Source organism: Peribacillus sp. FSL E2-0159 (assembly GCF_038643155.1).
GTDB lineage: Bacteria > Bacillota > Bacilli > Bacillales > DSM-1321 > Peribacillus > Peribacillus simplex.
Map to the genome: position 1 here is coordinate 4,940,230 of NZ_CP152053.1, position 12,367 is coordinate 4,952,596.

Below are 12,367 nucleotides of genomic sequence, written 5' to 3' on the forward strand. Positions count from 1 at the left end.
ATACGAAAAGAGCATTCCTTTTTAAAGAAACGCACCCGTTAGTTGAAGAAGAAATACTAATCCATAATAAGATATTTACCTGCCTCATTTTTAATCCTTGATATTACATCGTTCTCATTAAACTCTAAAGGTATTTCACCATTTCGTAGTTCATCAATCATTTCACTTATCTCATACCACTCCATCAAATCATTTGGATAATCTAAATCCGAAGCAACAATCCGATAAATCATATAAGCAAAATCAAAGGTCAATGAATGGTTATTTTCTTTAATAATTTCATTTGCTAAATGACCTATATAGGCTCTAGCACATATCTCAAGGGTTGGTTTCTCTATTACCAATTCATTCAAAGCTCTTTTAAAATAAACTTCCACTTCGAAAATATTTTCGTCAAATGGAAATGAAGAAATAATATTTACGGATGGTGATGACACACCGGTTTTTAACAAGTTATGCGACCAATTTACATAATCCTCAGTCCAAATAGTTCTCTTTTGAATCTTGTAAAATAAAGCATTTGTTTCCATTTTATTAACCACCTTATAGGTTCTATTCCTACAGCCAGATTATAATCCTTATTAAACTAACCTGCCCCTTTAGTTCATTAAGCAAAAAGGTCAAATGGCAGCCACGGATCTCAACTTACGCACCTATAGTCATAAAGGTTCATATAGGATATTAAGAGAAAATAAAAAAGAGCCCTGTATGGACTCTGTATAGCTTTAAATCATATATATAAGAATAATATGTGAAAGCTTTGGAACTGATTTTGAACTCCCGAACGATTCAATCATTTGAGTACCACATCAAGAATCTTTATTGTTTATGAATTTTTCAAGTTCTTCTACTTTCTTGCCATCAGCATGGTATGTGTATCCAGTCAGTTCTTTTCCTTTTATACCATTTGCGACAATATCAAGGTCGTTAAACACGTACTTCATGTATGATATAGCTTGTTTCTGTCTGTCTGTCGGTGGATTCCAATAACTAGGAGCTTCCCATTTATCTGTCCCTTTCGGTAGGGTAACTCCATCTAAAACTTTGCCTTGTTCTTCTTGAATTATGTAGGATAGTTCTAAGAGGTTGTTGAAGTCTTGTACTAAAACTTTTGGTATATCGTTAGCATCTTCTTCACTCGTAATTGATTTAGCTTCTGCTAAGTAGTAGTATTCAATTGGGTTGCGATATTGCTATCGGATCCATCAACTAAAATTCTTCTTCTAACATCTCATGATCTCGTTAATTATTTTCAAATTTGGCTTGCACATCTTCAATGGTTTCTTTAGGTGCTTAAGGAGCAAGTTTCATATCCTCAAATGTCATCTCGGTTCGAGCGATTTTCTTATCATATGTTAGATGTTTTACCCTTATTTTGAGAGCCGTTTTTTGCTTTGTTTTTTCTAGATTGATGTTGGACGACATAGGACAGACCACCGGACATTTGATAAACAATTCTGATACTTGGAATAATAAAAAAAAAGCCCTTCTCACACGATAGGGGCTTTTTTGTTATTAATATTCACTTACATAATAACTTTTGTATGTTAACTTGTTGTTTTCAAAAGCCATATCAACAAATATGTCAGTAGTGTCACTGAAACGGCTCCAGGTATAATCTTTTTCGGTAATACCGCCAGAGGTATATGTTGAATCTAATTTCATATATTCACCTGTGATAGATACCATTTGATTATAAGTCATTCCTTTTTTTACATTCGTATATTCATTGTAAGTTATACCATTTTTAATGGGAGTAAAGAAATATCCTTTGGCTGTTTTTGTATACTTGACCCACTTTGTTCCTACTTTATCATAATCTACAAATGTTACTGTAGCATATGAAAAGTTTTTATTTGTTGCATATGGAGTTAACGTTACAGCTTTAGTTGTTTTTGCATTAATTGTATTACCTTTATAATCTTGAACCTTATAGGTAGTACCTACTAAGGCACTCTTATAGAAAGTTGAACCGATCGGCTTTGTTACTGTTGCAGCTTCTCCTTTATTTGCTCCAACTCCTGCCAGTAATCCTAGAGCTAATACTCCTACAGTTAATGCCTTTGCTAGTTTTTTCATCTTAATTTCTCCCCCAACTCGTAAGTTCTTATGAATTTATATGTACATTTGTAGAATACCAAATCTTTTTCAGTGGGTCTATGACTTTTCGAATAGAACGGGTATTTACAATATCCATCTTAGGCAATGCGCTTTTTTCTTTAGTAAACTTCAACACAAACACAATGCTCCATATTCATGAGTTCTTAGAAAAAGACGCAATTGCACCCCAATATATAATTAACATTCCAAACATGTTAAACCGGATTGAAGAATTTAATCCAGAAGCACATAAAAAATACCGTTGCTTAGATGTAATAGAAGGTACTTGTTGGACAATCAGCTTGAGGTGATAATTTCTTGAGCCAATAATATAGCCATTGAACCGGCAGGTTCTGTTTTTGACACCAAGCAGCTTTTGATAATCCACTTTCTCTAAAATCTTGAATGTGAGCTTCCCAATTCCTCATAAAAATTTTCCCTATTTTCTCTCATATAGTAAAGATTAACTAATCCATCTTAATCTATTTGAACTAGAAAAGCACTATGATTATTCAGAGTACCTAAACAAAAAACTTTGATAAATAAATAAATAGAAAGGGCAAGTTTAGAAAAAAGATTATCAAAACATGCCCTTATACTACTATTAAATTGGATGATTCTTTTATAAAAACGCTGATCTTTTGTCTTCCTTAATCAACTACGCACCCGTTAGCTTAAGTATATTTATTCTCAATCTATCTGGTTTTACATATATTAACTCTGTTTAGTTATTACAGGAATGCTGTCCCATAGATTTCGATATTGCTCCCGGTATTATAATAAGGTTTAAAGAATTACGCCTGATACATCTCCTTTCAATACTTCTTTTTCATTCTGATTTTTACATAAAAAGGATGCAATAAACGCTGTTCTATTATTTTCTTGCCTTTCGTATTTCTCAATTTTAACTATACAAACTATGGTATCTCCTGTAAAAACAGGTCTTAAAAACTCAAAACTCGTACTACGAGCCAGTACGTTATTATCTCCAGCTATTTTTGTTGGCAGAGTTGCCGTTAGTAACCCTTGAATGACAAGTCTTCCTTGTTCATCTGGGGTTATATGATGTATCCCTTCATCCCCTGAAATCTCAGTAAATAATTCAACATCCCTTACTGTAAAAGTTCGTTCAAACGTAATTATGTCTCCTGCTTTTAATGACATTTTAAACTCCTCCCAATGTCTGGTTAATTACAAATTTGAATATTACATCAACACCAGACTTTTCAAGGTAATATATTCCACAAAGTAATAAAAAAAACCTTCTTCCACTAAACTGCCCCGTTAGTTCCATAAAGAAAGAGGTCATTTTTTCACACAAGCAGTAGAGTCAAAATGCTGAAACGTCTTATTCGTTTTTCCACTCATACAGCACAATATCGTTATATACCGGATCATAAATAGAATTAGAATGAAACTCTTTTATTTTTTTAATCTTACCAGTGAGGTTTATACCTTGTGCTTTAAACCCTTCTACTGCCTTATCCGTTATTAAAACCTTTCTGTTCTGGTAATAGGATTTATCATGTAGAAAAACTTGATAAGTTTGTACCTTTTTATAGGGAGTTGTAATATTCATGTACTGAAAAACCCTCGTCTCTTCCCAGGCATAAACAATGGCCGATTGATCTAGAGACTGTAAATAGTTAGCTAGTTGAATTGTGGCTGGTGACTCGTTCGCTTGTTGTTTAATCAACCTAGATGAATGATATGTTTGTGAAATTAATAGTAGACAACAAAGAATAAATATTACAGAGTTCCTTATCTTTTTTAATAAATTGGTCAATAGAACGAAAATAAAAAGTATGACTAAAGGAAGAATATGTCTAGGTTTATCAATATTTTGTGCAACAATAGCCCAGGTCAAATAACAAATGCCCATGATACATGCTAATTGCTGAGTGAAATCTTTGTTTAGAGTACTCCCTTTCAATTGATATATAAACAAACTAACAAGTAAACCGTACAAAACGGCTAATAAAATCGTTTGAGAGGAAATACCCGTCCATATTACATTATCAAGTACTAATGTTTTTACCCTTTCTAGAAAGGATAAATCACTTGAAATAGCCGTGTTACCCCAATCGTTAAAATGACCGCTGGTAAAAGCCAAAGAAAGTTTAACGAAACCTCTCACACTTCCTTCAGAAAAAACAAGAGAAGCTACCCAAATTAACTGGCACATTATCGCCAATAAAGAATAACCAACTATTTGTTTATTCGTGTAATATTTTTTCTTCCATTTCTTATAAAATAGGAAAAGCAAACCGATTGCAAATGGCAGATAGGATAATCGAATTCCTAACAATATACTAAGAAACAATGGAGGCAAACTATTTATACCTACGCCCTGATCTTTCATCGCCCAATGAATACTCCAAAAATACCACCATAAGGCAGCTAGGGCGGCGCCTTCTGATATTGGTTGATTAACTATCACCATAACATAGGTCGAGGAGTATACTATTGAAATAATCCCTAAACTATATGATCTTGAAACATAATGCCTAGCCAATTTATACATTGGAAACAAAGCACTAAAGTAAAACAAAATATTAAAAATAGTCAGTGAAGACACCTTATTATCGACAAATTGATGAATAAAATATCCGCCTAAAATAAAATAAGGGTACCCTGGGAAATGCGGTTGCATAGCCATCAAATCATATCGATCTAATGCAAGCGCATAATCCACCTGATCCCATGTAGAAGCAAAGGAATTGACATGAGTTAATTGAGTCCAAAATAGATACATTATCGAAAATATGCTAATAAGAGTAATACCTATATTAAATATTTTAGTTCGTGTAACCGGTTGATTTTTCCTTTCCATACTCAATCACCATTTTCTTATTAATGAGCCTTCACATGGAAAAAGCACAAGGAAAAAACCTTGTACTTTTATCAGAGAGAAAAATAATTTTTATTTTGCCTGTGCTTTCAATTCTTTTTCCTGTTCGATCTTGTCGGTGCTCTCACTATTCCCATTTGATTTATATGAAGTTAATAGATAGATTCCAACAAAGTAACCAATATAGGCAATAACCTCTTCTAAAGATGGCATGGACGAATATCCGAACAATGCTTTAAGGAAAATGCCAATATCTCCTGACAGAATGGGAGCCGCCCCGTGATCACGCAAATAGTGATCATAATCAATTGGATGTTCTGGAAGAAACCAGGTCAAATCATATAAATGCGGGATAACACTTCCAATAATATTTAAATCTTGCATTATCGAAATCGCTTGAACTAAAAGACCTGCCGCAATCAATATGATAAAAATTCCAGTTACTTTAAAGAACGTTTTAAGGGAAACCTTCATAGTTCCTTTAAAGAAGATATAAGAAACAATGGCAGCAATAATTACTCCAGAAATGGCACCCCAGCCTTTCATGGCAGCGCCAATATTTCCACCAGTAATTGCCGCAAAGAAGAAAACTGTCTCAACCCCCTCACGAAGGACAACCAGAAATGAGTGAATCACCATACCGACTACATTGCCCGTTGTAATAAACCGTTCCATCTTCCCTTCCATATTGCCTTTCATATCTCTGCTATGCTTAGACATCCAAAAAACCATTTGCGTTAACAAAATAGCAGAAACCAGCATAATCCCTATCTTCAAATACATCTCGCTGCCCATTGAAGCAAAGCCTGTAAGTACAATCTGGAATAGCATCGCTACACCTACACTTGCAAGTACAGCAAGACCTGCCCCTAACCATACATATTTTGTGAAATGTTTTTGGCCCATTCTTTTTAGATACGTTGTAATGATACCAACAATGAGCAACGCTTCCAAGACTTCACGGAAGGTAATTAATAAAGCTTGTATCTCCACAGATTATTCTCCTCTCCCCATATAAGAAAATCTAAAGCGTTCTTAATAAACCTTTATTATTTAATTTTCTTTTTGCGAATCGTATAAATTACAACAGCGACAATGATTACAACAATTATCATTAGCGGAAGCCAATTTCGTAAATTGGAGATATCTGTCCAATCCTTTTTTTGGGTACTAGTATTAGCTGAATCCTCTGTAAAATGTCCAACTTTCAAACTCTTTAAGTTAAACTCTTTTTTTAGTAAAGAAAATATTTTATCTTTACTCGTATCAAAGGCCTTCTTATCAGCCTCTTTTTGGCCAACGCCAAAAAGTCCTGGATTTCCTAATGAATTTAGAGCTATATCAAATTCTGATCTAATCTCTTTATCCATTTCAGGATTTCTTGCTTCAACTTTTGGTGATAAGGCTTCATAAGTAGCAAATCCCTTTGCTAATAAACGCTTGCTTGTTTCGTACTCCGAGAAGTTTTTATCGATATTTTCCAAACGTCTTGCGATATTTAATACAAGGAGTTTATCCATATTATTAATCACTTGTTCTTTATCTTTATTTTCAAGATTTTGAAGAATAACTTTTGTCGGCTCTGATCCCATATGCATGTCGACTTCTTCTTTGACTGTATTAAAATGATTTTCCGCTGTGACATAGTCTGGAGGATTTTTGTCTAGTTCAATAAGCATTTTTTTATATACTTCTGCCAATGCCTCTTCATTTGGGTCTCCATATGTATAAGCTTTAGCGGAAATTGGAAATGATTGAGTAAGAACAAATATTAACATAAAACAATAAATTAATAGTTTTTTCATATATAATCCTCCTACATGATAATGATATTTATTATATTTATTTTGTCAATTTCTATTTGCAATGAATACTTTTCCCCATTTATCTTCCTCTAATTTATATGTATTCATATTCTTCAACTGATGAGCATTTACATCTATCTTTACTTTTTGAACCGGTCTTTTTACTTCTTTCCAAATGGCCGGAATCACGGATGATAGGTACCCTCTGAAAGTAATGAATGATTCTCCCGTCGAACGAACTTGATATTGAATCGGGACTTCCTTCACTCGAAAACCCTTTCTGACGAGATTTAAGGTTAAAACCTGTGCGTAATTATAATTATGGACGATTTCTGCATGTTCAAGAGCTTGTTTTGTAAAAGCCCTCATCCCTGACTGACCATCATAAATCCACCTTCTGAGTATCAAACTCTGAACGAAAGTAAAAAAATAATTACCGAGACGGCGATGAAGTTTCATCCCATTTATCGTTCCCAAAAAACGGGAACCCATTGTATAATCAGCTTCTCCTTTAAAAATGGGTTCCAATAAATCTGGTATTTGGCTAGAGGGGTATTCTCCATCTGCATCAATCATGACCGCGATATCCGCACCTAATTCATAACTTTCCTTTAACCCTGATCGAACTGCTGCTCCTAGACCTCGATTTTTCTCAAAACTGACAATATAGTCAGCTCCAGCTTTTCTAGCCACATGGACTGTATGATCCCTTGACCCATCATCGATAACTAAAACTTTAACCTCTACCTGTTGATGGAAGTGTCTGGGAATGCTTTCGATGACTTCCCCAATGGACTCTTCCTCATTATAGGCTGGCAAAAAGACTATCACTTTCTGTTTTCTCATGTTTATTCCTCTTTCTTCTTGCTAATTGCATCTAACAATACTTTTCCCCGGCTATGACTAGGGAAAGGCGCTCCCAACAAGTACGATATAGTTGGTGCCATGGACACGAGGCTCTGTTTTTCTTGGACTTTTTTCCCCTTTTCAATATGTGGACCATGAACAATAAATGGCACAAATCTTTCACCTTCATCTAAATGTCCATGTCCTCCAATCCCATCTGCTTGGCCATGATCAGCACAAATGAATAAAGTCGTATTGTCCATCTTGCCTTCCTTCTTCAGCCAAGAAACGAAATCTTCAATTAACACATCAGCTTCATGGATTTTTTGCAAATATTCATCATAAAAAACTCCCTGGCTGTGACCAGTTTGATCTGTTCCAATCATTTGAACAACGAACAAATCAGGATCCTGCTCTTTCATGATTTTCTTTGCCCTTTCCATAATATTAGGGTCAGCTTTATCTTTATGCATAACCGCGGTAACGGTTTCTACATCATCCCCCATTGAATCCACCAAATGGGCGATTCCAAGAAGTCTGCCCTTTTTGCCTACTTTTCTTAACGAATCAAAAATACTTTCAACATTAATTCCTAATTTCCATACCATATTGGACTTAATTCCATGCTCAAATGGATAGGTCCCTGTGAACATCGAGCTAAAGCAAACGACTGTTCTTGCAGGATAGAGGGTTTCCATATTCATATATTCTGTGCCGTTTTCTTTTAAAAGGTCTAAAAAAGGAGTATTTGCTTCATAAAAACGTTCCTTTCTCATTCCATCCACTACAATAACAATGACCTTATCAGAAATGGCTTCTCCTGGCTGCGGGCCCTGATCTTTTGAGTATGTTTCATATGCTTTTGGTTTCCAATCAAATAAATACCGATGAAGAATGTAGGCAAACACGAGTATAAATGCATAAAAAATCAAAAGTGAAAGAATATTGATGACCCCACCGGCCCTATTTGTTTCAAAAACCATTTCCCAAATAGATAGGATTAATAAAAACTTCGGCAATTGCTCCTGGGCGTTTCCACTAGTAGAATCACTATTTTTTAATACAAGTTTCCAAAAACGAGTGAAATTCAACCAAGAAGTCCCTATTCTCAAGTGATAATATAAAGTCCCCCAAAAAAACACCGTAAAAAAGAAGTAAAGGGCCATTGAAAATAAAAGAAGCCCTATATCAATATCTTTCCAAATGATTATAAAAATAACAAAAGGAATCCACAAATAATTCCTTAAAAAGAGTGGAAAATCAAAAACAAAATAGATGATTAATAAAGGAATTACATAAATGAAGGCAAACATTAGGTCTTGGACCGCTTGTAGCGAGCCCCAAATCGCAGCATGGAATAAAACCATGGTTCCTAAGACAAAAATCGGTGTAAATGGCTTTCCTTCATTTAATAAGTTCCAACAGCGTGCAGCGATTTTTTCAAATTTTGATGCACTTTTCACTTTCTTCTCACTCCTTTTATCCAAACCCACCCTTTCACTGTTTTAAAAGAGACAGGATAAATTAATATAACAACTGCTCCAGCCATATAAGAAAATAAGAATTTCATAAAATGGGTTATGACCGCAATCGTATACCCTTCTATCAGAGGAAATCCAAATAAACCAAGAGCAAATACAAGAAAACTTTCATAATTACCGATACCACCAGGTGTAATTTGGAATATCTGTCCAGCAATGGTGATACTATTTGAAAACACAGTTTCAAAAAATGACAGGTCTCCTTTTAGCGCGAGGACCGTACCATAAAGAATTCCGCCTTCTAAGACCCAACTAAAAAAGGTAATTAGTATGATAGCCAGGCCATTTCTCCCTAATAAAGCATTTTTAAGCAAAGAGATATGTCTTTTTAAAAAGGCAGGAAAATATTTATGTAAAACAGATAAAGTAATTATACAAAAGATACTACCGGCTATGATGCTCCATACAGGAAATTTAAAGCTTACATCCAGGCCTAACAGGCCTGTCAAGGTAATCCCTATTAAGCAGAGCATATCCAGAACCCTTAATACAACGACTGAATGTAAAGCTTCCTCGTAGTTTACCTTGTCATCCCTTACACTTAAGATTTTGGCCCTCACTAGATCACCTACTTTTATAGGCAGTAGGTGATTCACCAATAAGCTATATAAAATCCCCAAAAGACATGTTGAAAAACGAGCCTTTCCTTTTAAATAAAGCTGCCAAGCCCATCCTTTTAAACAAAAGGAAAGGAAATAAACGATCCACATTGTTACAAGCAAAAAAGGATGCTCAAATAATTCACTTACACCTTTCCATACCTGTTTCCCATCAAAATAATGAATGGTTAAGAAAACAAAAACAATAAGTATCAAAAAAGCAGGACCAAGCTTAAAGAATCGTCTCATTTTCCTTGGCCCACTTTACCGTTTCTGATAGTCCTTTTATAAAGTCTACTTTTGGTTCAAACCCTAACAATTGTTTGGCTTTACTGATATCTGCCCACGTATTTACAACATCTCCCACGCGAGAAGCTTCTTTGTTTATTTTCATGTCAGGGAAGTGCCGTTTCAATTCAGCTAATAGAGTATCCATCAATATTGGTCTTCCCGATCCAATATTGATGACCTCACTTTTCATTAGTTGATTGATCGACAAATAAATGCCATTCACGATGTCATCTATGTATGTAAAATCACGTGCTCTTCCATCACCAAAGAGGGTAATTTCCTCCCCGTTCATTAACTTTTTAATAAAACTACCAATTGCCATGTCAGGACGTCCCCATGGACCATAAACGGTAAAAAACCTCAATATATTCACCTGAAAACCATATAGATATTCATAAACATGACAATAGGATTCAGCCGAATATTTGGAGGCAGCATACGGGGAAATAACCTTTCCGTTCGCCATCTCCTCCTTAAAGGGTCCTGATTGATTTCCATAAACTGAGGATGAAGAAGCAAATACAATTTTGGAAACACCAGCCTTACCTGAAGCTTCAAGCACATTAATCGTTGCTTTAATATCATAATCGACATATTTAAGAGGTTCTTCAATTGAATAAGCAACACCAGGTAAAGCTGCTAAATGAACAACTACATGAGGAGAAATCTGTTTAAATATGGTCACCATTTCTTCTCTATCCAAAAGATCCTTTTGAATAAAGTGAAAGGATCCGAAACTCGCTACATGATCCAATTGTTTCTCTTTTCTTTTTGGTGAATAATACGGATGAAGACAATCTATGACATATACATCGTGGTTTTCCTGAATAAGCCTTTTGACAAGATGACTTCCTATAAAACCGGCACCACCCGTTACAATAATCTTCATGTGAACACCCCATTGTTGTGAATCTCTATCACAACCAGTATAACTCTATTAACACAGAAAAAACCTTGTAATTTTCACAAGGTCTCCTCCCGTGCAAAATAATAATTATTTTGCCTTTTCAATGACTGATTGTAAAGTGGCTTGAAGTTCTTTCAGCAATGGCTCGCCAGCTTTTTTATCCTTCGCTTTAGCTGCTTCCAAATATTGTTGTGTTTTTTCCGTAAGCTCGCCATATTCCGCTTCACCTATTAACCCTTTAATATCTTCACCAATAATGTCGATAAATAGGGCACCTTCTAATGCTGTTATTGGAGATTTATCTTCTCCCCAAAATTCTTCACTTTCCTTATATTCATCAAGGGCAATTTTAGAGAATCCTCTAACGAACGCCTTATTAACCTCAGCAGGATCTAATTTCGCACTATCCGTTTGCAAATCGAATTGCTGTTGAATGAAGGCTGCTTCTTCTGGAGCATGCCCATTTAAATAACTGAATAAAGATTGATAGAAGGCCCAACCTTCTGCTTGCTCCACTTTTGCTTCTTCCTTATCCTTCTTTGCTGCCTCTGCAACTTTTGTTGCATAGCCATTTGGAACGGCACCAGTTGCTAGATAAAACGTTTTCATAATTGTCTTATCTACAACTTGCTTACCAAGTGCGAATCCTAATTGATCATCCGCTTCTACAGCTTTCTCCATCTCAGCAAATCCACCAGCAATCACGTCTACCATATTTGTTCCATATGCATTATCACGTTTTTCTACTGTAGATTGAAGAATTGCATAATATCCCTTCGCTTCTTCAATTTCCTTTGTTACATCTTCTTTATTACCCCATTTTTCATCTACTTCAGTAAAATCATGTTTCATCGTTGTATAAAAGGCTTTTTGCATTAGTTTATCAAATATTTGCTTAACAACGACCTTGTCCATAGTACCTTCTTTACCAGCTTGTAATGCGGTTGTAATGTGCTGATCCAATTTATCTTCGAATTCTGCATCTCTGTCTTGCACTAAGCTTTGCAGATTATTTTTATAAAGGTCCGTCACTTTAACATAGTCTACTTCTTTTCCGTCTTTAGCCTTCTCCAACTCAGTAATAGCTTCTTGGAAAACCTGTGCGTAATTCACTTCTTTTATTTCTGATTCTTTCTTTGTCTCTTCTTTATTTACTGTTTGTTGCTTTTTCTCTTCGGCACCTTCACTTGCCTGTTTCTCGCTAGTACTGCATGCTGTCAAAACTGTACCTGCCAATAAAAAACTAGCAAAGATAGCTGATAATTCTTTTTTTCTCACAATAGTATCCCCCGTCTATTTATACATAATTGATAATGAATATCATTTCTAATTACGATTATAATAGGGAATGATAATCAACGTCAATGTATTTTTTAAAAATCAACACTTTCCATTTTACATTTTTTAAAAAAATGGTTATAATTAAA

12 protein-coding genes are annotated in these 12,367 nt (G+C 35.0%); all 12 read right to left on the reverse strand.

Translation table 11 applies throughout. The annotated features are described in order from the left end of the window. Nucleotides 1-56: 56 nt before the first annotated feature. A complete protein-coding gene (locus NYE63_RS24135) occupies nt 57-530 on the reverse strand; it encodes a hypothetical protein (protein WP_342603055.1) in 474 nt (157 codons plus the stop codon). 279 nt (nt 531-809) lie between these two features. Further along, entirely contained in the window at nt 810-944 is a 135-nt protein-coding gene (locus NYE63_RS24140; protein WP_342603056.1) for a hypothetical protein, read from the reverse strand. A gap of 571 nt (nt 945-1,515) precedes the next feature. Further along, complete coding sequence (locus NYE63_RS24145; protein ID WP_342603057.1) at nt 1,516-2,079, reverse strand: hypothetical protein; 564 nt, start codon at nt 2,077-2,079, stop codon at nt 1,516-1,518. An 807-nt stretch (nt 2,080-2,886) separates the two neighbouring features. Beyond that, on the reverse strand, nt 2,887-3,264 hold the full coding sequence (locus NYE63_RS24150) for an enoyl-CoA hydratase (RefSeq protein WP_342603058.1): 378 nt from the start codon (nt 3,262-3,264) through the stop codon (nt 2,887-2,889). 184 nt (nt 3,265-3,448) lie between these two features. After that, the gene (locus NYE63_RS24155; RefSeq protein ID WP_342603059.1) at nt 3,449-4,933 is read right to left on the reverse strand and encodes a hypothetical protein; all 1,485 of its coding nucleotides are present in this window, start codon (nt 4,931-4,933) and stop codon (nt 3,449-3,451) included. Nucleotides 4,934-5,023: 90 nt separating this feature from the next. Beyond that, a complete protein-coding gene (locus tag NYE63_RS24160; RefSeq protein ID WP_342603060.1) occupies nt 5,024-5,944 on the reverse strand; it encodes an FTR1 family protein in 921 nt (306 codons plus the stop codon). A 56-nt stretch (nt 5,945-6,000) separates the two neighbouring features. Further along, complete coding sequence (locus tag NYE63_RS24165; RefSeq protein ID WP_342603061.1) at nt 6,001-6,756, reverse strand: hypothetical protein; 756 nt, start codon at nt 6,754-6,756, stop codon at nt 6,001-6,003. Between the two features lie 45 nt (nt 6,757-6,801). Further along, nucleotides 6,802-7,602: a glycosyltransferase family 2 protein gene (locus NYE63_RS24170; protein WP_342603062.1), complete on the reverse strand. Its 801-nt coding sequence runs from the start codon at nt 7,600-7,602 to the stop codon at nt 6,802-6,804. 2 nt (nt 7,603-7,604) lie between these two features. Then, the gene (locus tag NYE63_RS24175) at nt 7,605-9,065 is read right to left on the reverse strand and encodes an alkaline phosphatase family protein (protein ID WP_342603063.1); all 1,461 of its coding nucleotides are present in this window, start codon (nt 9,063-9,065) and stop codon (nt 7,605-7,607) included. Beyond that, a complete protein-coding gene (locus tag NYE63_RS24180; protein WP_342603064.1) occupies nt 9,062-9,991 on the reverse strand; it encodes a lysylphosphatidylglycerol synthase transmembrane domain-containing protein in 930 nt (309 codons plus the stop codon). Before NYE63_RS24180 ends, NYE63_RS24175 begins: the two co-directional genes overlap by 4 nt. Next, entirely contained in the window at nt 9,975-10,922 is a 948-nt protein-coding gene (locus NYE63_RS24185; RefSeq protein ID WP_342603065.1) for an NAD-dependent epimerase/dehydratase family protein, read from the reverse strand. Before NYE63_RS24185 ends, NYE63_RS24180 begins: the two co-directional genes overlap by 17 nt. A gap of 105 nt (nt 10,923-11,027) precedes the next feature. Beyond that, on the reverse strand, nt 11,028-12,194 hold the full coding sequence (locus tag NYE63_RS24190) for a hypothetical protein (protein WP_342605862.1): 1,167 nt from the start codon (nt 12,192-12,194) through the stop codon (nt 11,028-11,030). Nucleotides 12,195-12,367: the final 173 nt, after the last annotated feature.

What these genes read in the sequence shown, in the direction of transcription:
- NYE63_RS24135 (WP_342603055.1), bottom strand. Translation starts at nt 530, where the DNA reads ATGGAAACAAATGCTTTATTTTACAAGATTCAAAAGAGAACTATTTGG.
- NYE63_RS24140 (WP_342603056.1), bottom strand. Translation starts at nt 944, where the DNA reads ATGAAGTACGTGTTTAACGACCTTGATATTGTCGCAAATGGTATAAAA.
- NYE63_RS24145 (WP_342603057.1), bottom strand. Translation starts at nt 2,079, where the DNA reads ATGAAAAAACTAGCAAAGGCATTAACTGTAGGAGTATTAGCTCTAGGA.
- NYE63_RS24150 (WP_342603058.1), bottom strand. Translation starts at nt 3,264, where the DNA reads ATGTCATTAAAAGCAGGAGACATAATTACGTTTGAACGAACTTTTACA.
- NYE63_RS24155 (WP_342603059.1), bottom strand. Translation starts at nt 4,933, where the DNA reads ATGGAAAGGAAAAATCAACCGGTTACACGAACTAAAATATTTAATATA.
- NYE63_RS24165 (WP_342603061.1), bottom strand. Translation starts at nt 6,756, where the DNA reads ATGAAAAAACTATTAATTTATTGTTTTATGTTAATATTTGTTCTTACT.
- NYE63_RS24170 (WP_342603062.1), bottom strand. Translation starts at nt 7,602, where the DNA reads ATGAGAAAACAGAAAGTGATAGTCTTTTTGCCAGCCTATAATGAGGAA.
- NYE63_RS24180 (WP_342603064.1), bottom strand. Translation starts at nt 9,991, where the DNA reads ATGAGACGATTCTTTAAGCTTGGTCCTGCTTTTTTGATACTTATTGTT.
- NYE63_RS24185 (WP_342603065.1), bottom strand. Translation starts at nt 10,922, where the DNA reads ATGAAGATTATTGTAACGGGTGGTGCCGGTTTTATAGGAAGTCATCTT.